The 23240-nt window shown below is 65.2% G+C and carries 22 protein-coding genes; 16 read left to right on the forward strand and 6 right to left on the reverse strand.

Annotated features, from left to right (window positions below):
- Nucleotides 1-71: 71 nt before the first annotated feature.
- From AB4Y36_RS34930 to AB4Y36_RS34945, 4 genes are all read left to right on the forward strand, one after another.
- Complete coding sequence (locus AB4Y36_RS34930; protein ID WP_368602578.1) at nt 72-557, forward strand: Hcp family type VI secretion system effector; 486 nt, start codon at nt 72-74, stop codon at nt 555-557.
- Between the two features lie 151 nt (nt 558-708).
- Nucleotides 709-3435, forward strand: a complete 2727-nt coding sequence (tssH, locus tag AB4Y36_RS34935; protein ID WP_368685407.1) for a type VI secretion system ATPase TssH — start codon at nt 709-711, stop codon at nt 3433-3435.
- Between the two features lie 13 nt (nt 3436-3448).
- Entirely contained in the window at nt 3449-3880 is a 432-nt protein-coding gene (gene tssE / locus AB4Y36_RS34940) for a type VI secretion system baseplate subunit TssE (protein ID WP_368685408.1), read from the forward strand.
- 178 nt (nt 3881-4058) lie between these two features.
- Entirely contained in the window at nt 4059-4397 is a 339-nt protein-coding gene (locus AB4Y36_RS34945; RefSeq protein ID WP_342949096.1) for a DUF2322 family protein, read from the forward strand.
- Nucleotides 4398-4446: 49 nt separating this feature from the next.
- Here AB4Y36_RS34945 and AB4Y36_RS34950 read toward each other — a convergent pair whose 3' ends face one another.
- The 3 genes from AB4Y36_RS34950 to AB4Y36_RS34960 form a co-directional block, all read right to left on the reverse strand.
- Complete coding sequence (locus AB4Y36_RS34950; protein WP_368685409.1) at nt 4447-5886, reverse strand: MFS transporter; 1440 nt, start codon at nt 5884-5886, stop codon at nt 4447-4449.
- Nucleotides 5887-6049: 163 nt separating this feature from the next.
- Nucleotides 6050-7201, reverse strand: coding sequence for a CaiB/BaiF CoA-transferase family protein (locus tag AB4Y36_RS34955; protein WP_342948884.1), 1152 nt, complete (start codon nt 7199-7201; stop codon nt 6050-6052).
- A gap of 16 nt (nt 7202-7217) precedes the next feature.
- Nucleotides 7218-8168, reverse strand: a complete 951-nt coding sequence (locus AB4Y36_RS34960; RefSeq protein WP_368685410.1) for a hydroxymethylglutaryl-CoA lyase — start codon at nt 8166-8168, stop codon at nt 7218-7220.
- Between the two features lie 127 nt (nt 8169-8295).
- Between AB4Y36_RS34960 and AB4Y36_RS34965 the strand changes: the two genes are divergently transcribed.
- Nucleotides 8296-9225: a LysR family transcriptional regulator gene (locus AB4Y36_RS34965; RefSeq protein ID WP_368618657.1), complete on the forward strand. Its 930-nt coding sequence runs from the start codon at nt 8296-8298 to the stop codon at nt 9223-9225.
- A gap of 20 nt (nt 9226-9245) precedes the next feature.
- Here AB4Y36_RS34965 and AB4Y36_RS34970 read toward each other — a convergent pair whose 3' ends face one another.
- Nucleotides 9246-10193 carry a LysR substrate-binding domain-containing protein gene (locus AB4Y36_RS34970; RefSeq protein WP_069263667.1) on the reverse strand — a complete coding sequence of 316 codons (948 nt, stop codon included), beginning with the start codon at nt 10191-10193 and terminating at the stop codon, nt 9246-9248.
- Nucleotides 10194-10373: 180 nt separating this feature from the next.
- Between AB4Y36_RS34970 and AB4Y36_RS34975 the strand changes: the two genes are divergently transcribed.
- The 10 genes from AB4Y36_RS34975 to AB4Y36_RS35020 all read left to right on the forward strand — a co-directional run bounded on the left by AB4Y36_RS34975 (nt 10374) and on the right by AB4Y36_RS35020 (nt 19580).
- Nucleotides 10374-11441: an ABC transporter substrate-binding protein gene (locus AB4Y36_RS34975; RefSeq protein ID WP_368685411.1), complete on the forward strand. Its 1068-nt coding sequence runs from the start codon at nt 10374-10376 to the stop codon at nt 11439-11441.
- A gap of 49 nt (nt 11442-11490) precedes the next feature.
- The gene (locus AB4Y36_RS34980; protein ID WP_368685412.1) at nt 11491-12561 is read left to right on the forward strand and encodes an ABC transporter ATP-binding protein; all 1071 of its coding nucleotides are present in this window, start codon (nt 11491-11493) and stop codon (nt 12559-12561) included.
- On the forward strand, nt 12548-13420 hold the full coding sequence (locus AB4Y36_RS34985; RefSeq protein WP_069263661.1) for an ABC transporter permease: 873 nt from the start codon (nt 12548-12550) through the stop codon (nt 13418-13420). Before AB4Y36_RS34980 ends, AB4Y36_RS34985 begins: the two co-directional genes overlap by 14 nt.
- Nucleotides 13421-13432: 12 nt before the next feature.
- Nucleotides 13433-14230, forward strand: a complete 798-nt coding sequence (locus AB4Y36_RS34990) for an ABC transporter permease (protein WP_342948888.1) — start codon at nt 13433-13435, stop codon at nt 14228-14230.
- A complete protein-coding gene (locus AB4Y36_RS34995; RefSeq protein ID WP_069263657.1) occupies nt 14227-15369 on the forward strand; it encodes an FAD-binding oxidoreductase in 1143 nt (380 codons plus the stop codon). The genes AB4Y36_RS34990 and AB4Y36_RS34995 overlap by 4 nt, the downstream gene beginning before the upstream one ends.
- A gap of 7 nt (nt 15370-15376) precedes the next feature.
- The gene (locus AB4Y36_RS35000; protein WP_133179410.1) at nt 15377-15751 is read left to right on the forward strand and encodes a (2Fe-2S)-binding protein; all 375 of its coding nucleotides are present in this window, start codon (nt 15377-15379) and stop codon (nt 15749-15751) included.
- Complete coding sequence (locus AB4Y36_RS35005; RefSeq protein ID WP_368685413.1) at nt 15741-17171, forward strand: FAD-dependent oxidoreductase; 1431 nt, start codon at nt 15741-15743, stop codon at nt 17169-17171. Before AB4Y36_RS35000 ends, AB4Y36_RS35005 begins: the two co-directional genes overlap by 11 nt.
- Nucleotides 17164-18345, forward strand: a complete 1182-nt coding sequence (locus AB4Y36_RS35010; RefSeq protein WP_368685414.1) for an NAD(P)/FAD-dependent oxidoreductase — start codon at nt 17164-17166, stop codon at nt 18343-18345. The genes AB4Y36_RS35005 and AB4Y36_RS35010 overlap by 8 nt, the downstream gene beginning before the upstream one ends.
- A gap of 55 nt (nt 18346-18400) precedes the next feature.
- Nucleotides 18401-18754 (forward strand): RidA family protein, encoded by a 354-nt coding sequence (locus AB4Y36_RS35015; RefSeq protein ID WP_368685415.1) that lies wholly within the window; start codon nt 18401-18403, stop codon nt 18752-18754.
- 160 nt (nt 18755-18914) lie between these two features.
- Nucleotides 18915-19580, forward strand: coding sequence for a DUF2278 family protein (locus tag AB4Y36_RS35020; RefSeq protein ID WP_342948893.1), 666 nt, complete (start codon nt 18915-18917; stop codon nt 19578-19580).
- Between the two features lie 63 nt (nt 19581-19643).
- Here AB4Y36_RS35020 and AB4Y36_RS35025 read toward each other — a convergent pair whose 3' ends face one another.
- The gene (locus AB4Y36_RS35025) at nt 19644-21854 is read right to left on the reverse strand and encodes a TonB-dependent siderophore receptor (protein WP_368685416.1); all 2211 of its coding nucleotides are present in this window, start codon (nt 21852-21854) and stop codon (nt 19644-19646) included.
- 350 nt (nt 21855-22204) lie between these two features.
- Here AB4Y36_RS35025 and AB4Y36_RS35030 point away from each other — a divergent pair, with 350 nt between their 5' ends.
- Nucleotides 22205-22516 (forward strand): hypothetical protein, encoded by a 312-nt coding sequence (locus tag AB4Y36_RS35030; RefSeq protein WP_368685417.1) that lies wholly within the window; start codon nt 22205-22207, stop codon nt 22514-22516.
- A gap of 129 nt (nt 22517-22645) precedes the next feature.
- On the opposite strand, the gene AB4Y36_RS35035 is transcribed toward AB4Y36_RS35030, so the two are convergent.
- Nucleotides 22646-23128 (reverse strand): hypothetical protein, encoded by a 483-nt coding sequence (locus tag AB4Y36_RS35035; protein WP_368685418.1) that lies wholly within the window; start codon nt 23126-23128, stop codon nt 22646-22648.
- Nucleotides 23129-23240 lie beyond the last annotated feature (112 nt).

A 23240-nucleotide genomic window follows, 5' to 3' on the forward strand; every position in this document is an offset into this window, starting at 1 on the left:
CCAGGCTTCGGGTTTCGCGAGCCCGGTCACTGTCTCCGGGCGATTCGTAGTACGAAAAAGGGAGTTAAGGAATGGCAATTCCGTCATACATGTGGCTCAAGGACGATGGTGGCGCCGACATCAAGGGTTCGGTGACTGTTCAGGGGCGCGAGGGCAGCATCGAGATCACGCAGTTCAACCACGACCTGCATATTCCGACCGACGGCAACACCGGCAAGCTCACCGGCACGCGCGTGCACGCGCCGATCACGCTCGTGAAGGAAACCGACGCGTCGACGCCGTATCTCTACAAGGCGGTGACGAGCGGCCAGACGCTGAAGTCCGCCGAGATCAAGTGGTACAAGATCGACGACGCCGGCAAGGAGAAGGAATACTTCAACACTAAGCTCGAGAACGTAAAGGTCGTGGCGGTCCGTCCGAGGATGCTCGACATCAAGATCCCCGACTACGAGAAGCACAACCACCTCGAGGAAGTCGAGTTGCGTTACGAGACCATCACGTGGTCCTACAAGGACGGCAACATCATCCACAAGGACACCTGGAACGAGCGCTCCTGAGCCCTGCTTCCTGACGATAGTCCGGGGACCGTCATCGCATGACGGACCTCTTTCGCCAGTCCGCACAAGCGGACTGGTGTTTTTGCTGCATCGGACGGCCACTTCCAGTGGCCGCATCCCTTCTCCCTTGGCCCGCACAGCCAGCCACGACATGACCCTGTACAACGACCGAAGCACACATACCCGGGATATCAGCCAGCTCCTGCGCAGGCTCAGTCCGCATTGCACGACCGCGCTCGAGGCAGCAGCAAGTCTGTGTCAGACGCGGCTTGCGGATGAAATCACGGTGGAGCACTGGCTACTCAAGCTGCTCGAGGCCGGCGACGGTGATATTTCCGCAATCCTGGATCACTACGATTTGGACATCGACGCCATATGGAACGCGTTACTTGGTGCCATTGAGCACACCCCGCGCAACCTGCGGGGCCGGCCGAGCCTTTCCCCGCAACTAGCCGCTGTCCTGCAAGACGCCTGGTCTCATGCGCTAAGCCTCGCAGACGCACATGAGACGGAGATCCGCTCGGGACATATTCTGCAAGCGATCGTCGAAGCACCTCACGTTCTGCGCACACGCGCCACTTGGCCGCTGCTCTCCGTGAGCAGCGCGCAAATCCAGCGTCTACTGCCTCGTCTCGGGCCCCGTACCAGCGAAAAACCGCCTGAACTGCCAGAACCGCAAACAGGCGCTATTACCACGGCGTCAGCCGCCGGCAGTGCAGATCGTGCGGAAGAGGCAAAAGCACTGCCGCCGGTGGCGCGCAGCGTTGAGGGTGACGCACTCGCCCGCTTTGCAGTGGACATCACCGGTAAGGCGCGAGATGGCAAGATCGATCCGGTCTTTGGGCGCGATCGCGAGATCCAGCAGATGGTCGACGTGCTCGCGCGCCGGCGCAAGAACAACCCCATCCTCGTGGGCGAGCCGGGTGTGGGAAAAACAGCGCTCGTCGAAGGCCTCGCGCTTCGTGTGGCCGAAGGCACGGTGCCCAACGTGATCCGCGACGTACGGATCCTCACGCTAGACCTTGGTCTGCTTCAAGCGGGCGCTGGAGTAAAAGGGGAATTTGAGCAACGTCTGAAGAATGTGATCGACGAGGTGCAGGCGTCCAGCGTGCCGATTCTGCTCTTCATCGACGAAGCGCATACGCTCATCGGCGCAGGCAATGCCGCCGGCGGCGCCGACGCGGCCAACCTGCTCAAACCCGCGCTCGCGCGCGGCGAGTTGCGCACAATTGCGGCGACCACGTGGTCGGAATACAAGGAATACTTCGAGCGCGACGCCGCGCTCGAGCGGCGCTTCCAGATGATCAAGGTCGATGAGCCCGATGATGACGCAGCGTGCCTGATGCTGCGCGGGCTCAAGAGCCGTTACGCGCGATACCACAACGTGCACATTCGCGATGAAGCGCTCGTGGCCGCCGTCAGGCTCTCTCGTCGTTACATCCCGGCCAGGCAGCTGCCGGACAAGGCTGTCGACCTGATTGACACTGCGGCAGCGCGCGTACGGATGGGGCTCGAATCGCCGCCGGCCGACCTGCAGCGCGCACGCGCTGCCGTTTCAGCGCTGGAGTTGGAACGCTCGATAGTGGAAGACGACGCCCGCGCGGGCATCGTAGAGATGAAGACACGTCAGGCAGAACTCGGCGCGGCATTCGTCGAGGCACAAGCCGCGCTTGAGACGTTGCAGCATCGCTATAACCATGAACTCGCGTCCGTGCGTGCACTGAATGAATTACGTGTTCCTGCATCGGGTAACGAGCCCGGCACCCTCGTGCAGGCACATCAAGCACTCCAGCACATCCAGGGCAAGACACCCCTGATATTCGCCGACGTGGACGCGCAGGCGGTCGCGCGCGTTGTCGCCGAATGGACCGGCGTGCCGGTTGGGAGCCTCGTCGAGGACGAACTACAGAGCCTTCTCACGCTCGAGGCGCAGCTCGCGAAAAGGGTGGTCGCCCAGGACGACGCGCTCGTCGCACTCGCGGAAAGCCTGCGAACCGCCAAGGTCGGATTGAAGACCGAGCACGCACCGCTCGGCGTGTTTTTGCTCGCGGGGCCTTCCGGTGTGGGCAAGACTGAGACCGCACTCGCATTGGCCGACCTGCTGTTCGGGGGCGAGGCGGCACTCACCACGATCAACATGTCGGAGTATCAGGAAGCCCACACGGTTTCGCAGCTCAAGGGCTCGCCTCCGGGCTATGTCGGTTATGGCCGCGGCGGCGTGCTCACGGAGACGGTGCGACAGCGCCCCTACAGCGTCGTGCTGCTCGACGAAGTCGAAAAGGCTCACCGCGACGTGCTGGACATGTTCTACCAGGTATTCGATCGAGGAGCGATGCGCGACGGAGAGGGACGTGAGATTGATTTTCGCAACTGCGTGATCCTGATGACCTCCAACCTCGGCAGTGCGCAGATCGACGAGATGACGGCCGGCCATCCGGACAGCGCGCAACCGGCGCTACTCGATGCCATCCGGCCACAGCTGGTCGCGCACTTCCAGCCTGCGCTACTCGCGCGTTTCCAGACGCTGGTGTACAAGCCGCTCGACGTCGTCGCACTTGGCGCCATCGTGCGTATGAAGCTCGACAAGGTGGCCGCGCGCCTGAAATGTCAGCACGGTGTCGAACTGAATTGCGACGATTCCCTGATTGCGTCCATGGCCGAGCTTTGCCTTGCCCGTGATTCTGGCGCACGCACCGTCGATGCCTTCCTTAATCAGCGCGTACTCCCGACGGTGTCGCGCGAGTTGCTCACCCGCATGGCGAGCGGCACAACGCCAGCAAAGATCGTCCTGTCGAGTTCGGCTGAAGGCAGTCTCACGATTGATTTCGTGGATCAGGCTCAGCCGGTCGCAATCACGACTGAAACAACATCCGGCTAATGGAGCCCTCGCCATGCCGACAGGCCCGTCCCTCTATGACATGCTGCTTGGCCACATCAATGGCGAGGCACTCGAAAACCATGATGACAATACGCTCGAAATCCTGAGCGTCCAGGCAAACATTGGGCGAATCCTGAACACGCGTGCGGGTGCGCTCAAGCATGTGCCCGACTTCGGATTGCCGGACCTGACCGACGTCTACAAGAACCTGCCAGCGTCAGTCCACGATTTGCGCAACCAGATGGAGAAGACGCTGCTCAACTTCGAGCCACGTCTGCGTTCGATTGACATCGAGATCAGCGACAAGCCCGATCCAGGGCTTCTGGTGAGCTTTACGATGGTCTGCCATCTCCGGAAGGCCGGGCTGGTTCGGTTCGGAACTTACTTCGAGCCACCCGGGCGCATGCGTATCGAGCGGCTCGTCATTCGTGAGCCTAAGCGCTAGTGCGTTTTCGATCAACTTGCGCGACAGGGCCTCGAGTCCGAAATGGCACCGCGAGATTTACAGTAGCCTTTCACAGGAAATCGCCACATCGAGCCCGATGCCCGACGGCGCACGCCCCAATCGGCTAAGATACGGCTCCACAAAAGCCATTTTTCGAACCAACGGAGTGTTTTCAGTGATTCAGGCAATTCAACCGGGCGCCGTCTTCAAGGACAATCTCGCACTGCTGCCGGGCATCGACGGCATCGAGCGCATCGATCTCGTGGACGCTCAGGGCAACATCGCCGCGAGCATCGAAAACAAGCCCGGCAAGCAGGGCTCACTCGCGGTCTACCACTATCTGCGCGAAGCTTTCGGCACGCTCGACTCCAACGCCGCCGAGCATGGCCTCGCCGTATTCGCCGAGCACACCGCCGACGCGAGCAACCGTCCGGGCGCACACCCGAACGTCGATCGTCTGCTCGAAATCGCAGCAGGCGGTCCGACGCTGCGCATCGACGTGATCGCCGCAGCCTGAGCGTTGCCTTCGCAGGCGTGCCAGCCGGCGCGCCTCCTTGCCTGGCAACTCAAGCCGAAAGTTCTTCCAGCCGAACGCCATTCGTGCGCGGCCCGAATCCGCCGATCGAAATCATCACCGCGAGCATGCACACGGTGATGCCGGCGAACACACCGCTCACGCCAAAATCGCGCAGCAACGCGGCGATGAGGAAACCCGACATCATCGCGCCCACGCGGCTCGCGGAATAAACGATGCCGTTAGCGCTGCACCGCACCGCAGTGGGGAAAAGCTCAGCCTGATAAGCGTGATAGCACACAGATATGGTCTGCCCCGCCAGACTGATCAGGACACCGAGCGAAATGAGCGCGAGCGGCCCGCGCGCCTGCGAGAACAGCAAGCCGAACACGATCACCGCAAAGGCCGAACCGACGATGAGCCACTTGCGCTCGATGCGATCGGCCACAAGCATCGCGAGCAGCGGCCCGCACGGCAGCGCAATGGCGATCACGACCGCATAGAGCAGGCTCTTGGTGACGGTCACGCCCTGCCCGATCAGGAGCGTGGGCACCCAGTTCGCGAAGCCGTAATAGCCCACGGCCTGGCACAGGTTGAACGCGATCAGCATGATGAGGCGCGCCCGATACGGCGGCTTCCAGAGTTCCGCGAGCGAAGCGCGCCGGTGCGCGGGCAGCACGAGCGTCGGCGAAGGCTCCGGCAGGACCTTGCCGCTTTCGCGCAAGGCGCGTTGCTCCATCTGCGCGATCACCCGTTCGGCCGCTTCGGTTTGACCGTGCGTGACGAGCCAGCGCGGGCTTTCCGGCACGGCGCGGCGCACGAACCACACGATGGCCGCACCAAGCGATCCGGCGAGCACGACCCAGCGCCAGCCGTCGAGACCGAGCGGCGCCTGCGGCACGAGCCACCACGACAGCAGCGCCGAAATGGGCGCCGCAGCAAACATGATCGCCTGATTCAGCGCCATGGCGCGGCCGCGCATCTGCTGCGGGACCAGTTCCGTGACATAGCTGTCGATGGTGACGATCTCGATGCCCACGCCGATGCCGGTGATGAAGCGCCACAGGATCAGCCCCTGCGAGGTATGCTGAAACGCCATCGCCACCGAGCCCACCGAATACCAGAGCAGCGAGAACGTAAAGACGCTTCGTCGTCCGAATCGGTCGGGCAACCAGCCGAAGCAGAAGGTGCCGACGAAAAGCCCCGCGAAGGTCGCGGCGACGAAGGCCCCGATGCCGTCGAAGCCGAAGAATGCATGCGTGGTGGTTTGCAGCATGCCGCTTTTTGCCATGCCCGGGGCGATATAGCCCGTGAAGATGAGATCGTAGACCTCGAAGAAGCCGCCCAGCGAGATCAGCATGACCAGCAGCCAGAGCTGGCGCGTGGCGGGCAGCCGGTCGAGCCGCGCGGAAAGCGCTGCCGCTGCGCGATTGCCTGTGGGTGGGGCCGTGACGGCGTCGAGCGGGGCGTCCGCGCCGAGGGTTCGTTGCATGCTTGTCTCCGTGACGACGCCTCGCCGGGCGTCATTCTTGTGAACGCCGGGGCCGCGAGCGTGCGGCGCGTGCGAGCTTCTGCCGGCTCGTGGCACGCGCAACCGTATGGCAGACCGGCGGGGGAACTGCGAACCTACTGCTTCTACTTCGTCTGCCGCTCGCTCAGGGCGCTGCGTGTGACTTCAGGCCCGCCAGCACCGCTTCGGTATGCTCGCCCACCTTTGCTAGCGGCTGACGCACGCCGGGACGGCGACCGCCCATCATGAGCGGCAGCAGTACGACTTCGGTCATGCCGCCGTCGTCGGTCTGCATCGGCACGAGTCCGCCGCTCGCCTTGAGGTGCGGGTCGTCGAGCAGCTGGTCGGGGCGCACGATCGGCGCGTACGGAATGCCGGCCGCTTCGAGACGCGGCATGAGTTCGGCCACCTGCTGCGTGGCGAGCACGGCGCCGAGACGCTCGAGCAGTTCGGGCCGCACCGCCACGCGCAGCGCGTTGTTCGCGAAGTGCGGCTCGTTGGCGAGCTGCGGGCAGCCGATCACGTCGCACAGCGTCACGAACTGCTTGTCGCTCACCGCGCCGATGAAGAGCTGTTCGCCTTCGGCAAGCGTGAACACGTCGTACACGCTCCACGCCGACACGCGCGAAGGCATGGGCGGCGGCGCTTCGTGCGTCATGGCGTACTGCTGCATGTGCTGCGCGCTCAGGAACACGCAGTTCTCGAACAATGCGCTCTGCACCTCCTGGCCGCGCCCGGTCGCGTCGCGCTCGCGCAGCGCGGCCAGCACGCCGATCGCACCGAACATGCCGCCCATGATGTCGTTCACCGATGTCCCCGCGCGCAGCGGCCGCCCCGCAGGCCCGGTCATATACGAGAGGCCGCCCATCATCTGCACGACTTCGTCGAGCGCGAGACGCTTTTCATAAGGGCCGGGCAAAAAGCCCTTGTGCGAGACGTAAATGAGGCGCGGGTACCGCTGCGAGAGCGTGACGTAATCGAGGCCGAACTTTTTCATCAAGCCGGGCCGGAAGTTTTCGAGCATCACGTCGCACTCGCCGATCAGCTCGACGGCTGCCGCGCGGCCCGACTCGGTGTTGATGTCGAGCACCACGCTCTTCTTGTTGCGGTTGAACGAGCGGAAAAAGCCGATGCCGAGGCCCGGCAAGTTGCGCGTCTTGTCGCCGCCGGGCGGTTCGATCTTGATGACTTCGGCGCCCAGGTCCGCGAGGATCATCCCGCAGGTTGGGCCCATGACCATGTGCGTGAATTCGACGACGCGCACGCCTTCGAGCGGCAAACGGTTTTGCGTATTCATAAGGATCTCAAACTAGTCAGACGTGCTGTGCAATTGCGCCAAACGTCTTCGGCAGGCCGGCGCGCCAGAGCGTGCCGTGCAGCGTTTCGCCCGCCAGCCACTGGGCCACGCGCGTGCGCAGCGCCAGCAGCCGTTCGATGTCGATGCCGGTATCGATGCCCATGTCGGCGAGCATGAACGCGAGGTCTTCGCTCGATGCATTGCCGCTCGCGCCCGGCGCATGCGGACAGCCGCCGATGCCGCCGAGCGTGGCGTCGAAGCGCGTGACGCCCGCCTCCAGCGCCGCATAGACGTTGGCGAGCGCGAGGCCGCGCGTGTCGTGAAAATGCGCGCAGCACAGCCGCTCGCCCGCGATCTCGCGCGCGGCCTCGAAGAGTTCGCGCACGGCGGCGGGATTGGCGTAGCCCACGGTGTCGGCGAGGCTCACGCGGTCCGCGCCCGCGTCGAGCAGCGCCTGCATGCAGCGCAGCACGTCGGCGGGTTCGACGCGCCCTTGCAGCGTGCAGCCGAACGCCGTGCCGATGCCGCCTTCGATCAGCGTCTTCGCGCCGCTCGCGTCGCGCGCGGCGCGGATGCGCGCCACTTCGGCCACGACTTCATCGGGCGTCTTGCGCAGGTTCGCGAGGCTATGCGCCACACTCGCGGAAAGGGGCACGAGCAGCAGGTCCGCTTGCGAGTCCAGCGCTCGCTCGGCGCCCTTCAGGTTCGGCACGAGCACCGAGACGAAGAGGTCCGGCAGCGTCTTTGCGTAAGCGACGAGTTCCGCCGTGTCCGCGAGTTGCGGCAGGAGGCGCGCAGGCACGAACGAACCCACTTCGATCTCGCGCTGGCCGGCTTCGTGCGCGGCGCGGATCCATTCGATCTTGTGTTCGGTCGGCAGCACCGTCTGGATGCTCTGCAGGCCGTCGCGCAGGCCGACCTCGCGTATCACGGCGCGCGTCCGGGCCCATTGAGGTAATGGGGGCATGAGGGTGTCTCCGTTGTTGTCTCCAGCGATGTGCTAACTTTAGGCATTCCGCAAAATACATAAAGCGGTATTTTGGAAGCTTTAGGATTCCAATCTGGAAACGTACAGAACGCAGTCAGGAGACACCGTGCACGACATCGACCTCAAGACCCTGCGCCTTCTCGTGAGCGTGTGCGAGTACGGCAACATGGGGCGCGCGGCGCGCGAGGAACACATCGAGCCCTCGGCCATCAGCAAGCGCATCGCCCAGCTCGAAAGCGAATTCGGCGTGCCGCTGCTCACACGCTCGCGCCGCGGCGTGCAACCCACAGCGGCAGGCGTCGCTCTGCTCGAACACGCGCGCAGCGTGATCTTCACGCTCGAGCGCGCGGCCAGCGACGTCGCCGCGCTCGGCAGCGGCCTCTCGGGCAGCGTGAGCGTGTGCGCCTCGGCCTCCGCGATTGCCGAGGCCCTGCTCGACGATCTCGCGTCGTTCATGCGCTTGCCTGCCTACAAGAACATTCGCGTGAACGTGGAAGAGCGTACCTCGCACGAACTCGTGGAACGTGTGCGCGACGGCGCGGCCTCGCTAGGCGTGTGCTGGGACAACGTTGATCTCGGGGGGCTGCAATCGCGCCCCTGGCGCGAAGACCGGCTGGTGCTCGCCGTGCATCCCGAGCACCCGCTCGCGAAACGCCGTACGATTGCCTTCGAGGAAACGCTCGATTACGAGCACGTGGGCCTGCCGACCTCCACGGCCGTGCATACGATGCTGCGGCAGTCGGCGGCGCGCGGCGGGCGCACGGTCGCCTATCGCGCGGTGGTCTCGACGCTCGACGCTGCGTTTCGCGTGGTGGCCGCCAATCTCGGCATCAGCGTCGTGCCCCAGGAGGTGAGCAACACCTACCGGCGCATCATGGACGTGCACACCATTCCCCTCACCGACGCCTGGGCGCGGCGGCGTTTCATCGTCTGCTTTCGTGCGTTCGACACGCTTCAGCCCGCGGCGCAGCGCATGGTCGAACATCTCGTGGAGCGCGCGGCGCAGAAGAAGCGCGGCGCGAAGAGCAACGCCTGAGCGCGCGCCTCAAGCCACCGTCAAGCCGCCGCTTTCTTCGCGCGTTTGCGCGCGGGCTCGCGATCGGCGGTTTTCATCTGCGCAATCAAACCGTCGTGGTGCTCGCGAAGCACCTCGACGAATTCGGCCACGAGACGCTCGCGCGGCCGATTCGGCGGAAACAGCAGGTATGTGGGGAACAGCACCGCCGGCGAGAACGGCCGGATCGCGATGTCCGGCCCCGCGAAATCGCGCGCGACGATGGGATGCGCGAGCGTCACGCCCATGCCGCAGCGGACCATCTCGCAGCAGATCGCCGTGTACTGGGCCTCGATGGCGAGCACGCGCTCTACACCCGCACGCTGGAACACTTCGTCCATTTGCGTACGCGTGCCGTCGCCGTGGCACAGCGAGATGAACGATTCACCTTCCAGGTCGGCAGGCCGGATCGTGGCCTTTTTCGCGAGCGCATGCGTGGCAGGCATCACGCAGACGGCCGCAACCTTCGAAAGCAGTTCGACCTCGCAGTTCGACGCTTCGCTGATGTACACCGCCACACCCAGATCGCAGAACTGCGAACCGGTCCAGTGGTTCACCGTGCCCGACGTATTCACGTGCAGCGAGACCGTCACGCCCGGAAAGAGGCGGCGAAACTTGTCGATGGCGTGTGGCACGAGCGTGAGCCCCGCGGAAGGCATGGCGGCAATGCGCAAACGCCCGCTGCCGAGATTGCGGATTTGCGCGGCGGCGTTACTGAGTCCCTGCAGGCCCACGTACGCGCGCTCGACTTCGCGAAAAAACGCATTGCCCTCGCTCGTGGGAATCAGGCGGATGCCCACGCGCTGAAACAGCGTAAGCCCGGTCTCGCGCTCCAGTTGCCCGATCAGGCGGCTCACGTTGGGCTGGGAGGTGTAGAGCGCCTTCGCGGCGGCCGTCATCGAGCCTGACACCATCACCGCGCGAAACGCCTCGACGTGCTTCAGATTCAAGGTGATCTCTCCTGGGCTTAACCCTGATTCGTGCGCCAGGGCCTAACCCTGGTCCATATCATTCCCGTATAGGTTGGCATTTTATTCGTATTGGACGATATGGCCAGCCCGGCACAGACTGCGATGCATCGGCGCACTGTCCGGTTCGCCGCTCCCCACATTCGAATGGAGATCGTCGTCATGAGAGCCGCGATGCGCCGTCGTTCAACCTTCCCTCCCAAAGCCGCATTCGTCGCACTTGCCGTCGCCGGCACGCTCGCCGCGGCCTCGCTCGCCCAGGCCGAAACCACGCTGTATGTCGCCAACGTCGGCGGCTCCAACGAGCAGCTCTATCGTCAGAAGATCATCCCGGCGTTCGAAAAGGCGCATGACGTCAAGATCGTGTACGTAGCGGGCAATTCGAGCGACACGCTCGCCAAGCTCCAGGCCCAAAAGGGCCACGAGCAGATCAACGTCGCCGTGATGGACGACGGCCCGATGTATCAGGCGATGCAACTCGGCCTGTGCGGCAAGCTCGACGACGCCCCGGTCATGAAGGACCTCTATCCGCTCGCGCACATCGGCCCGACCGCCGTGGGCGTGGGCATGGTGGCGACCGGCATCGGCTATAACGAACAGGCGTTCAAAAAGCTCGGCCTGCCCGCGCCCGATTCGTGGAAGTCGCTCGAAGACGCGCGCGTGAAGGGCAAGCTCGGCGTGCCGCCCATCACCAACACTTACGGCCTGCATACGCTCGTGATGCTCGCGCGCCTGAACGGCGGCGGCGAGAGGGACATCGACCCCGGCTTCAAGGCCATGACGAAGCAGGTCGCGCCCAACGTGCTTTCGTGGGCACCCACGCCCGGCGAAATGGACGGCCTCATGCAGTCCGGCGACGTGATCATCGCGCCTTACGGCAGCGGCCGCGCGGTGGCACTGCAAAACACCGGCTTCCCGCTCAAGTTCATCTACCCGAAGGAAGGCGGCGTGGCGCTGCAGGTGGCCGCGTGCTCCATTGCCCAGAACGCCCAGCCGCAGCTCTCGCAGCAGTTCATCCAGTTCCTGTTGAGCCCCGAGGTGCAGGCGCAGCAGGCGGCGGACATCGGCCTCGGCCCCGTCAACAAGAACGTCAAGCTCACGCCTGAAGTGGCCGCGCGCGTGCCTTACGGTCCTGACCAGATCGCGAAGCTCACGGCGATGGACTGGACCACCATCAACGAGCATCGCACCGAGTGGACCGAGCGCTGGAACCGTTCGGTCGAGCGCTGATGCGCGCGCTCTCCGCCCCGCACCCAACGCACAGCGAGGACCGACGCTCATGAGCTTCCTCACCCTGCAAGGCATCTCGAAGCGCTACGGCGACTTCACGGCGATCGAGCAACTCGACCTCTCGGTCGAGCGCGGCGAGTTTCTTTCGCTGCTCGGTCCCTCGGGTTGCGGCAAGACGACCACGCTGCAGATGATCGCGGGCTTCGTTACGCCGAGCACGGGCCGCATCATGCTGGACGGCCGCGACATCACAAACGAACGGCCGGAGAAGCGCGGCATCGGCGTGGTGTTCCAAAGCTATGCGCTCTTTCCGCACATGACCGTGGCCGGCAACGTGGGCTTCGGTCTCGAGATGCAGAAGATGAAGCGTGCGCAACGCGCGGAGCGCATTGCCGAGGCGCTCGAACTCGTGCGTCTGCGCGGGCTCGACGCGCGCTACCCGAAGGAGCTGTCGGGCGGCCAGCGCCAGCGCGTGGCGATCGCCCGCGCCCTTGCGATGCAGCCCGAACTCTTGCTGCTCGACGAGCCGATGTCGAACCTCGACGCCAAGCTACGCGAAGAGATGCATATCGAGCTGCGCGCGATCCAGAAACGCCTTGGCATCACGACCCTGCTCGTCACGCACGACCAGGTGGAAGCGATGACGATGAGCGACCGTATCGCCGTTATGCACCGCGGCACCATCGCTCAACTGAGCACGCCGTTCGATGCTTACGAGCGCCCGGCCACGCCCTTCGCTTCCACCTTCCTTGGCCGCACCAACACGCTCGCTGGCGAAGTGCTGCGCCGCAATCCGCGCTGCGCCGAGGTCGAGGTCGGCGGAACGATGCTGCACGTGCCCCATGAAGGCCGCGACGTGGCGGGCGCCGTGAACGTGTACATCCGCCCCGAAAAAGTGCATCTGGCCAACGGCGACGCGCGCCTCAGAGGGCGTGTGACGACGCGCGTGTTCGTCGGCAATCAATGGCTGCTCGCGGTGGAAACCTCACTCGGCAAGCTCCACGTCGCACAGCCCAACCACGGCGCACCGCCGCCCGAGGAAGGCCACGAAGTGGGACTCGCCTGGACCGACGACGATCTGCGCGTGCTCACGCGGGAGGGCACCCATGGCAACGCTTGACGACTCGCGCGCGGGCGCCGCGCCGTGGCTGCTCTCCGCCCCTGCGCTGCTGCTTTTTCTCGCGCTGCTGCTGGTGCCGCTTCTGCTCACCTTCGTGCTCTCGTTTCATGTTTTCAGCGACATCGCGGGTGTGCAACGCGCCTGGACCGTCACCAATTACCTGGAGGTCCTGAGCGATCCCTACTACGGCGAAATCTTCCTGCGCACTGCCGGACTCGCATTCGCCGTCACGCTGCTTTCCGTCGTGCTGGGCGTGCCCGAAACGCTGGTGCTCGCGCGCATGCGCAGACCCTGGCAGTCGGTTTGCCTGCTGATCGTGCTCGGGCCGCTGCTGATCTCGGTGGTGGTGCGAACGCTCGGCTGGCAAATCCTGCTGGGCAATAACGGCGTGCTCAACAACGCGCTGCAGGCACTCCACATCACTGACGAGCCCATTCGCCTCGTCTTTACCATGACGGGCACCATCATCGCGCTCACACACGTGCTCGTGCCGTTCATGGTGATGTCGGTCTGGGCGACGCTGCAAAAGCTCGATCCGCAGGTGGAATGGGCCGGGCGCTCGCTCGGCGCCTCGCCACTGCGCGTGTTCCGCCGCGTGATCCTGCCGCAGATCATGCCGGGCGTGCTCTCGGGTTCGATCATCGTGTTCGCGCTTTCGGCCTCCGCATTCGCCACGCCCGCGCTGATCGGCGGACGACGTCTGAAGGTCGTCGCCACGGCCGCCTACGACGAGTTCCTCGGCACCCTGAACTGGCCGTTGGGCGCGAGCATTGCCGTGCTGCTGCTGATCGCCAACGTGGCGATCGTGATGGGCTGCAGCCGTCTCGCCGAACGCCGTTTCAAGCACATCTTCGACTGAAGGGGCTCCGCAATGAAACGCAACGGATTCCTTGGGCTCGCATTCAACGCGCTCTTTCTCGCCTTCATGCTCGCGCCGATCGTCGTGGTGCTGCTCGTGGCCTTCACGGACAAGGGCTATATCTCCATGCCGTTCGACGGCGCCTCGCTGCGCTGGTTTCGCGCGATCTGGCTGAACGGCGACATCGTCTCGGCTTTCTGGCTCTCGGTGCGCCTCGCGTTCGCCGCGGCCACCATCGGCGTGGCGCTCGCGGTGCCTGCCGCACTCGCCATCGCGCGCTACCGTTTTCCGGGCCGCGGCGCACTGGTGAGTTTTTTCCTCTCGCCGATGATGATTCCTGCCGTGGTGCTCGGCATCGCGTTTCTGCGCTTTCTCTCGCTGCTGAACCTGAACGGCTCGTTCTGGGCGCTCGTCGCCGCCCACGTGGTGATCGTGCTGCCGTATGCGCTGCGTCTCGCGCTTTCTTCGGCGGTCGGCCTCGATCGCGACGCCGAGCGCGCGGCGCTTTCCTGCGGTGCGAGCCGCTTCACGGCATTCCGCCGCGTAGTACTGCCGATGATCCGCACGGGCGTGGCGGGCGGCTGGGTGCTGTCGTTCATCCAGAGCTTCGACGAGCTCACCATGACCATTTTCGTCGCGACGCCAGGCACCACCACGCTGCCCGTCGCCATGTACAACCAGATCGCGCAGACGATCGATCCGCTCGTCACCTCTGTGTCGGCGGTGCTGATCGTCGGCACGATCCTGCTGATGCTGCTGCTCGATCGCATGGTTGGGCTGGACCGCATCCTGATCGGAGAAGCCCGATGACACAAAACTCCACCGCGAGCCCCGACGTGCTCGTGATCGGCGGCGGCCTCGTCGGCTCCGCCGTGGCCTACGGGCTCGCCCGCGAAGGCGCACGGGTGACCGTGCTCGACGAGGACGACGGCGGCTTTCGCGCCTCGCGCGGCAACTTCGGCCTCGTCTGGATTCAGGGCAAGGGTTACGGCCTTTCGCCCTACGCGCGCTGGTCGCGCAGCTCGGCGCAGCGCTGGCCGCTGCTCGCGCAAAGCCTCGCCGACGAGGCGCGCGTGGACGTCGCGCTGCGTCAGCCTGGCGGTTTTCATATCTGCTTCTCGGACGAAGAACTCGCCGAGCGCCACAAACGGCTGTCCACCCTGCAGGCCGAGATCGGCGATTATCCGTTCGAACTGCTAAATCATTCCGAACTGCGCGAGCGGCTGCCTGGCATCGGGCCCGCGGTCGTTGGCGCGAGCTATACGCCAATGGACGGCCACGTCAACCCGCTCAAGCTGCTGCGCGCGCTGCACGTCGCCATGCAGCGGCGCGGCGTACGGCTCGTCTCGGGCGAGCGCGCCGAGCGTATTGCCGCCGGGCCGGGCGGGTTCAGCGTGCAAGGGCGGCGCGGCGTGTATCACGCTGCACGCGTCGTGCTCGCGGCCGGCCTCGGCAACCGTGCGCTCGCGCCGCACGTTGGCCTCAATGCCCCCGTTGCGCCCAATCGCGGCCAGGTACTCGTGAGCGAGCGCGTCGAGCCGTTTCTGCGCTATCCGACCATCAATGTGCGGCAGACCGACGAAGGCACGGTGCAGTTCGGCGACTCGATGGAAGAAGCCGGCTTCAACGACTTCACCACCACGCCGATCCTGCGCCAGATCGCGGCGCGCGGCGTGCGCGCGTTTCCCATGCTCGCCCATGTGCGGCTCGTACGCATGTGGGCCGCGCTGCGCGTGTACAGCCCCGATGGCTTTCCGATCTACGACCAGTCCGAGGCGCATCCGGGTGCCTTCGTCGTCACCTGCCATAGCGGCGTGACGCTCGCCGCGGCCCACGCGCTGCGCATCGCGCCGTGGATCACGGGCGGCCCGATGCCCGCCGAACTGCCCGCTTTCTCCGCGCGCCGCTTCGCGACCGACGCGGCTGCCGAACCGATCCTCGCTCACTGATCCTGCCATGACAGCCCAATCTACCCAGGCGCCCGCGCCGCTGTTCAAGACACTCTCCGACGCCGAAACGCGTGTCGATATCTGGTTCAACGGCCAGCCGCTGTCCGTGCCCGCCGACCGCTCCGTCGCCGCCGCGCTGCTCGCCGCGGGCGTATCGCGCTTTCGCGCGACGCCCGTTTCGGGTGCGCCGCGCGCGCCGTTCTGCATGATGGGCGCGTGTTTCGAATGCCTCGTGGAGATCGACGGCGTGCCGAGCCGCCAGAGCTGCATGGTGCCCGTGCGCGCGGGCATGCAGATCCGCTCACAGGAAGGCGCGCGCGACCTGCCGCCCGAACCCGGCGCAAATGCCGACACGCTCGAGGAGAACGCTCATGCCCGGTGATTATCAAGGCGATGCCAGAGCCGATTTCAATGCGCAAGCCGTCGATGTCGTCGTGATCGGCGCCGGTCCCGCCGGGATGAGCGCGGCCACCCGTTCGGCGCACGCCGGACTCTCGGTGGTCCTGATCGATGAGCAGGACGCCGTGGGCGGCCAGATCTATCGCGCGATAGGCCGCGCCGACGCGCGCCGCAAGGAGATACTGGGCCCCGACTACGCGGCGGGCGACGCCATCGTCCAGGCGTTCGCGCGCTCCGGCGCGCAGCATGTCGCCCATGCCTCCGTCTGGCAGGTCACGCGCGAACATGCCGTTCACTACCTCAAGGACGGCAAAGTAGGCAGTTTCCAGGCCAAGCGCGTGATTCTCGCGAGCGGCGCGCTGGAGCGGCCGTTTCCCATTCCGGGCTGGACCCTGCCCGGCGTGCTCACGGCGGGCGCCGCGCAGATCCTGCTCAAGAGCGCGGGCGAAGTGCCCGCCTCGCCGCCCGTGCTCGCGGGCTGCGGGCCGCTGCTCTACCTGCTCGGCTGGCAATACGTCCGGGCAGGCGTGCCGATTCGCGCGCTCGTCGACACCACGCGCCACGAAGACCGCTGGCGCGCGAAACGCCACCTGCTTGCCGCGCTGCGCTCGTGGCCGTTCCTGAGCAAAGGCCTGCATCTGATCCGCACGCTGCGCGAGGCCAAGGTTCCCATTTTCGAAGCCGCCGACGACCTCGCCGTGGAAGGCCACCAGGGCAGCGACGGCGTGCAGCGCGCCGCTGCACTCACGTTCACGTCGCAAGGCCGCGCGCACCGGGTCGAGGCCGATGTGATCCTGCTGCACCAGGGCGTGGTGCCCAACACGCAGTTCACGCAGGCGCTGCGCGCTACGCATCGCTGGGACAACGGGCAGCTTTGCTTCACACCGCAAACGGATGCATGGGGCGAACTCGATGTGCCCGGCATCTTCGTGGCCGGCGACGGCGCGGGCATCGGCGGAGCCCAGGCCGCGGCGCAGCAGGGCATGCTTGCGGCGCTCGCCGCCGCCGCACAGCTAGGCTCGATCGATTCAGCCACGCGCGATCGCGAGGCGGCCCCCCATCGCGCGGAACTCGAGCGCGTGATGCGCATCCGCCCGTTCCTCGACAGCCTCTACCGCCCGCGTGACGCAAACCGCATCCCCGCCGACAGCACCATCGTCTGCCGCTGCGAAGAAGTGACGGCGGGCGAGTTGCGCGGCTTCGTCGGCCTCGGCTGCCTCGGCCCGAACCAGGCGAAGTCGTTCGGCCGCTGCGGCATGGGCCCCTGCCAGGGCCGCATGTGCGGCCTTACCGTGACCGAAGTGATCGCCGAGGCGCGCAAGGTGCCGCCAGCCGAGGTGGGCTACTACCGCATCCGCCCGCCGATCAAGCCGCTCACGCTCGGAGAACTCGCCGGTGAATGACGCCCGAACTCCTCCCACGAGCGCCGTGCAGGAAGCGGATGTGCTCGTGATCGGCGGCGGCCTGCACGGTTCGAGCAGCGCCTTTCACATGGCGCGGCGCGGCGCGAGCGTGATCGTTCTCGAAGCCGACTACGTGGGCCGACATTCGTCGGGCGTGAACGCGGGCGGTGTGCGCACGCTCGGCCGCCCGCTCCCCGAGATTCCGCTTGCGCTCATGTCGCGCGAAATCTGGCACGCGCTACCCGACAGCGTCGGCGACGACGGCGGCTTCGTTCCTTCCGGACAACTGAAGATTGCCGAGACCGAGGCCGAACTGGAAGAGTGCCGCGAGCGCGTCGCGCTGCTCGAATCGCACGGTTTCACGCACGAAAAGCTGATCGACCGCGAAACGGTGCTCGAACTCGAACCGGCACTGGCGAAGCACGTGACGGGCGGCATCTGGGTCGAGCACGACGGCTATGCGCTGCCCTTTCGCACCACCACGGCGTTTCGCCTCGCCGCGCAAAAGCACAGCGCGCGCTTCTACGAAGGCACGGCGGTCACGCACATCGAGCCGCGCGGCGAGCGCTGGATCGCGCAAACCCCGCGCGGCGCCTTTGCCGCGCGCAAGCTGCTCGTCACGGCGGGCGCGTGGTCGGGCGAACTGGCGCGCCAGGCCGGCGAGCCTGTGCCCGTTTATCCCGAGGGTCTGATGCTGATGGTTACGCACCGCGTGGCGCCCTTCTGCCGCGCGACGCTCGGCGCAACCGGACGGCCGCTTTCGTTCAAGCAGTTCGACAACGGCACTGTGGTGATCGGCGGCAAGCTGATCGGCATCGCAGATCTGCCGGGGCGGCACAGCGAAGTCGATTTCATGCGGCTCGTGAAAAGCGCACAGACCGTCGTCGATCTGTTTCCGCATCTGCGCCATCTGGGCGTGAACCGCGCATGGGCCGGTGTGGAAGCGTTCACGGCCGACTCGCTGCCGATCATCTCGGCGAGCCGGCGTGCCGCGAATCTGTACTACTCGTTCGGCTATTGCGGCAGCGGCTTTCAACTCGGGCCCGCGTGCGGGAAGCTCGTTTCCGAACTCGTGCTCGACGGCGCGCCTTCGCTCTCGCTCGATGCGTTCGCGATCGACCGCTTCGAGCGCCCCGCGGTGCAGGCGCCGCTAGCCGGCGTCGCCGCGCACTGACGCCTTCGATTCCCTCACCCTGTCTCGCCATTACGGCGAAGGAGCTTGCAGACACATGAACGATATTGTTCGTATCGAAACCAATCAGCGCATGAGCCGAGTCGTGAAAGCCGCCGGGCTCGTGTTCGTGGGCGGCCAGACGTCGGCCGATCCGTCGCCCGACGTGAAAGTCCAGACCGCTGCCGTGCTCGCGAAAATCGATGGCTTTCTCGCCAAGGCCGGCATCGACAAGACGCGGCTCGTCTCCGCGCAGGTCTGGCTTGCGGATATCGCGCGCGACTTCGCCGGCATGAACGAAGTGTGGGACGCGTGGGTGCCCGAAGGTTGCGCGCCCACACGCGCGACAGTGCAGGCGCAGTTGGCGTCGCAGCAACTGCTCGTGGAGATCGCGGTCGTGGCGCTGGCCTAAGCGCCGTGTGAAGCTGCCGGCGCCGCCGTGAAAGCGCGTCGACAGCCGCAGTCGAGCAACCGTAAAGCGACGGGGGCACGACATCGCGCGCACGCTGTAAGCGCAAGTTCACGTTCGCGCGGCACAATGGCGAACCCACCCGAACTTAGAGGAGCGCGCGATGGCCCTTCCTTACGGCTACGTCAAGGCGAAAATTGTTTCCGCGCCGCAGTTGAAGGCCACTCGGCGGCCACACGAAGTCCAGTATCACCTGCACTTCGGTGTGACGGTCAACGGCGCGCGCTGGGACATCGCTGTGAACGTCGGCACCACGGACGCGGATGACCTGCTCAAGTACAAGCTCGTGTTCGACTTCAACCACAACGTGCTGACCACGCTCGAGGGCGCGGCCGAAGGCTCGACCGATCTCACGGGCACCGAAGCGCTGCCGGCCATCGACTTTGAGCGCAGCGACTTTCTCGCCAATACGGGCGCGTGGCGCAACAGCGACGTGATGGACGGCTCCGACCAGGTGGAGCCCGTCGCGTCGCTGCAGCGCCTGCTGTTGCGCGCGCAACAATCGTCGCTCGACATCTACGTGTTTGGCCGCTTCTACAGCGAAGGCGACGGCATCCACGACGTCCACATGAACCAGGGCTCGAAGGGCGAGTTCATCCACAAGGCCGGCAACGACGCGAACGACCACAACGACATCTGGCAGGACGGCGCGCTGCTCGTGGACCTGGGCGACCCCGAATGGGCGTTGTATGTGGCGGCGTTCGATCAGCAATACGTGCCCACCGACAATCTCGGCAACCCCACGCCAGATTCGCAGCCGATTTCGTAAAACGGCAAGCGGGCGCATGCCGGAATCCCGCCATGCGCCCGCTCGTTGAAGCGAATCGACCGTTTAGAAGTCGATCTTCGCATTGAGGCTGACCGTGCGCGGATCGCCCGGCGCGATGTAATCGGAATACTGGAACATCCAGTAACGGCGATTCGTGATGTTGTCGATGGCCGCGCGCAGCGTCACGTCGTGGCCGCCAATGCGGGTGAAATAGTTCGCGCCCACGTTCACGAGCATGTAGCCGCCCGTTTCGAGATTGTTGGCTGGGCGCACCTGCGTGCTGCCCGTGAACTTCGCATCCGCGCCAAGCTGCAGGCCTTGCACGTAAGGCACGTCGTAAGTCACGCGGCCCGCGGCGACGAAGGTCGGCGCGCCAGCCACACGATTGCCGTTGTACGACTGTCCCTTCGCGTACCACGTGTCGAGCAGCGTGACGCTGCCTGCGACCTGCCAGCTTCGGCCGAGCCGCACGCTCCCGGCCGCCTCGACACCTTCGTAAATCGAATTGCCGTCCTGCACGTAGACGTTGTCGGCGTTCGCGTAGGCCGCGCCGCGCTCGATGCGGAACAGGGCCGCCGTTGCGCTCCAGCGCTCGTGTTCGCTCTTGATGCCAATTTCATACTGACGCGAGCGCAGCGGACGCAGCATCGCGCCGCCGTTCGCGTAGATGCTGTCCACGATCGCGCCCTGCTCCAGCGCCTCGACGTAGCTCGCGTACAGCGTCGTGTTCGGCTCGAGCTTGTACATGAGCGCGAAGGTCGGCGTGAGCACGCCGTTCTGGCTGTACTGGGACGTCTTTTCGCCCGTGGTTGCGTAGTTGTTCTGACTATAGTTCGTGTAACGCAGGCCAGCGAGCACCGACCAGCGGCTCGTGATCTGCATCGTGTCGCTCACGAACGCCGAAGCCTGCGTGATGTCGCTCGTACGGTACGTTTCGAGCCCGCCGCCCGAATAGAAGCGCCACGGGTTGGGCTGATACAGATTGCCGTTACCGAGCACCGTATAGATCGAGTTCAACGCGTAGTTGTTGGTCTGGTGCTGGTATGCGCCGCCAATCACGAGTTGATGCGTGAACGGCCCGGTCTTCACCTTGCCTTCGAACATGCCCTGCCAGTAAACGTCCTGATGGGCTTCGTCGCCGTTCCAGCGCGCGTCGGTGTAGTCGCCTGCCTGGTTGAGCAGCGTGAGCGTACTCTCGTTGCGGTCGCGCGCCGACTTGCTGTAGCTGCCCGAGGTGGTGAACGACCAGTCGGGCGTGATCTGGTAGCGCACGCCCGCCGTGTAGAGCTGCAGGTTGGTGTTGATGTGCTGGTCGGTGCCGCCGAGCAGGTTGCTGCCGCCGCTGATCACCGCGGGCAGGCTCGACGCCGTGTAGCTGCCCGTGTAGATCGCGGGCGTCTGGCCGCTGGAACGGATCGTCTGGTAGAGCGCGTTGAACCATACCTGCAGGTCGCGCGTGAGCTGGCCGTCGAGTGCGAGCGAAGCCGAGTTGCGGTTGATATCGCCGGCGTTATAGGTCTTGCCCGCTTCCTTCGTGTAATTCAGGCGCGCGCCGAACATGTCGTCCGGGCCGAATCGGCGGCTCAGGTCGACGTGCGTGCTCAGCACGCCGTCCATGCGATAGCCCACGTCGAGGCTCGTGACCGGGTCCTTTTCCGGCCGCTTCGTCACGTAGTTGACGAGGCCGCCCGGCTGCGCGAACCCGTACATGAAGCCGCCCAGGCCCTTGAGCAGTTCCACGCGCTCCAGTTGCTCGTAGGGCATGGTGATGCCGTACGAGATGAACGGATTGCCGTCGATGCGAAAGCCGTTTTGCCAGTCCACCGGCAAACCGCGAATGGTGATGTAGGTGGCCCACGCGTTATAGGCGTTGCTGTTGTTGGTGACCGAGGCGTCGCCGGCAAACACATCGCCGAGCTTGTAGACCTGGCGCTCGGCCAGATTCTCGCCCGTCACGACCGTGGTCGAGAACGGCGTGTCGAGCTGCGAGCGCGTGCCGAGCACGCCGCTGTTCACCGGCGTGTTCAGGTTCAGCGGCGAATCGGCGACCTGGCTTGCGCTCACCTTCACGGCGGGCAGCGCCTGCTCCGTGCCGGCCGCACCGGTTATGGCGGCTCGAGGCGGTACCTTCTGGGTTGTGCTCGCCGCGGCGCTGTCCTGCGTCGATGTTTGGGCGACAGCGGCCTGAGCCGCCGCGAAAGTAAGCCAGGCCGCAATATGCAACGGTCGCGGCAGCGTGCGTCGCGCTTGCCGCGCGTGTTCTCGGTTGTTCATGTCGTTTTGGAAGGGTCGTCTCGCCAGTGCTGGCCGGATACTTCAATGAGAAGCATTCTCATTCTCACTGGCGGGCGATATTAACAAACCCTTACGACTTTTCCTAGAACCCGCGACTCATTCGTCGGATTTGAGGGATTCCCTCGAAATAGTGCTCAAAACGGACGCCAGGCGGCCCGACCATGTCCATTTCGCGCAAGAATCACCGAAAATCGTCTGGATTGGACAGAAGTACGAACGTAGCGCGCTCGCGCCCGGCTTGCTGCTGTGCGTAATGCCCGCGCCTGGAAATACGCTAAGTCGCGTCATAAAATACAGACCCAGTCAGTACATTCACGTGGTGACCGCGTATGAGACACGCTACGTTCCCCGTGCTGATCGTTCTGGCTTCGGTCCCGGCCGCATGGGCCATGGGCTTCGCCGCAGCGAACGAAAACACGGATCTGCCCTCTCCCCAGAGCGCGGCGCCTGCCACGCTACATTGGCCTCCCGCCTCGCCCTCGTCCATCCCGCCGGGCATTTCGCGCGCCGCGTTGCATACGGGGCCCCAGAAAGACGACAAGTCGTATTTCGAAGCGCTCCCGGGCGGCGATAAAAAGCTCGACGACAACGGCGACGGCGCCCGCTTGCGCGGCGATCGTTTCCACTGGCAGCAGCCCTAGCGCCTGTTCACGCGATGTATGCTTGCGCCTGTTCAGCCCAGCACGCTTGCACTCTTACGATATTCAGCTTTCCTGATTATATTTGCCGGCCGCCAGAATGAACTGGCGGCTCTCTGCTGATGCGCGTGCTTACGCTTTCACAGCCGGCGCGTGTGGCGGTGCGACCGCTGGCGGTTGTCCCGATGCAGGCGCTGGCGCATGCCCCGGATAGACGACGATCACAGGCCCCGGCATTGCCCATGCGGGCACCGCGAACAGCACAGGCATCGGTGTGGGCATCGCGAATTCACCGCTGAATGCCGCCTGCTGGAACTGCTGCATCTGGGCCTGCATGGCCCACATCTGCATGGTCATCGCGCGCATCTGCTGCAGCGCCCACGCGGGCGGCGGTCCGCCGCTGCTGCTCCGAACCTGAATGCTACTGGCGCCGTTCGGGCTATGCCAGCTCCACGTGCTGATCTTGACCGGGCCAGCAGAGGTCTGGACCACATGGGCCTCGCCTTGAGCCGGAACGAGGTGGCCGTCGACGTTGACGAAAAGCGGCTGGGCCGCCAATGCGAGGGCCGGTGCGCACACCAGTGCGGCCGCCGCCATAGCAGTGCGAAAACGCATCTCATCCTCCATTGTTCGAGCCTCCACGCGCGGTTTGCGCCGGGAGGCGTCTTTTACTATGTCGAGCGAGAATTAAAATTCGCTTAAAACGCGCCGGTGCCTTTGCATAAAT

The sequence above is a fragment of the Paraburkholderia sp. BR10936 genome (genome assembly GCF_040965735.1).
Lineage (GTDB): Bacteria > Pseudomonadota > Gammaproteobacteria > Burkholderiales > Burkholderiaceae > Paraburkholderia > Paraburkholderia nodosa_A.

What these genes read in the sequence shown, in the direction of transcription:
- AB4Y36_RS34975 (WP_368685411.1), top strand. Translation starts at nt 10,374, where the DNA reads ATGAGAGCCGCGATGCGCCGTCGTTCAACCTTCCCTCCCAAAGCCGCA.
- AB4Y36_RS34980 (WP_368685412.1), top strand. Translation starts at nt 11,491, where the DNA reads ATGAGCTTCCTCACCCTGCAAGGCATCTCGAAGCGCTACGGCGACTTC.
- tssH (WP_368685407.1), top strand. Translation starts at nt 709, where the DNA reads ATGACCCTGTACAACGACCGAAGCACACATACCCGGGATATCAGCCAG.
- tssE (WP_368685408.1), top strand. Translation starts at nt 3,449, where the DNA reads ATGCCGACAGGCCCGTCCCTCTATGACATGCTGCTTGGCCACATCAAT.
- AB4Y36_RS34990 (WP_342948888.1), top strand. Translation starts at nt 13,433, where the DNA reads ATGAAACGCAACGGATTCCTTGGGCTCGCATTCAACGCGCTCTTTCTC.
- AB4Y36_RS35020 (WP_342948893.1), top strand. Translation starts at nt 18,915, where the DNA reads ATGGCCCTTCCTTACGGCTACGTCAAGGCGAAAATTGTTTCCGCGCCG.
- AB4Y36_RS34950 (WP_368685409.1), bottom strand. Translation starts at nt 5,886, where the DNA reads ATGCAACGAACCCTCGGCGCGGACGCCCCGCTCGACGCCGTCACGGCC.
- AB4Y36_RS34930 (WP_368602578.1), top strand. Translation starts at nt 72, where the DNA reads ATGGCAATTCCGTCATACATGTGGCTCAAGGACGATGGTGGCGCCGAC.
- AB4Y36_RS35005 (WP_368685413.1), top strand. Translation starts at nt 15,741, where the DNA reads ATGCCCGGTGATTATCAAGGCGATGCCAGAGCCGATTTCAATGCGCAA.
- AB4Y36_RS35035 (WP_368685418.1), bottom strand. Translation starts at nt 23,128, where the DNA reads ATGCGTTTTCGCACTGCTATGGCGGCGGCCGCACTGGTGTGCGCACCG.
- AB4Y36_RS34955 (WP_342948884.1), bottom strand. Translation starts at nt 7,201, where the DNA reads ATGAATACGCAAAACCGTTTGCCGCTCGAAGGCGTGCGCGTCGTCGAA.
- AB4Y36_RS34985 (WP_069263661.1), top strand. Translation starts at nt 12,548, where the DNA reads ATGGCAACGCTTGACGACTCGCGCGCGGGCGCCGCGCCGTGGCTGCTC.
- AB4Y36_RS35000 (WP_133179410.1), top strand. Translation starts at nt 15,377, where the DNA reads ATGACAGCCCAATCTACCCAGGCGCCCGCGCCGCTGTTCAAGACACTC.
- AB4Y36_RS34995 (WP_069263657.1), top strand. Translation starts at nt 14,227, where the DNA reads ATGACACAAAACTCCACCGCGAGCCCCGACGTGCTCGTGATCGGCGGC.
- AB4Y36_RS35025 (WP_368685416.1), bottom strand. Translation starts at nt 21,854, where the DNA reads ATGAACAACCGAGAACACGCGCGGCAAGCGCGACGCACGCTGCCGCGA.
- AB4Y36_RS35015 (WP_368685415.1), top strand. Translation starts at nt 18,401, where the DNA reads ATGAACGATATTGTTCGTATCGAAACCAATCAGCGCATGAGCCGAGTC.
- AB4Y36_RS35030 (WP_368685417.1), top strand. Translation starts at nt 22,205, where the DNA reads ATGAGACACGCTACGTTCCCCGTGCTGATCGTTCTGGCTTCGGTCCCG.
- AB4Y36_RS34960 (WP_368685410.1), bottom strand. Translation starts at nt 8,168, where the DNA reads ATGCCCCCATTACCTCAATGGGCCCGGACGCGCGCCGTGATACGCGAG.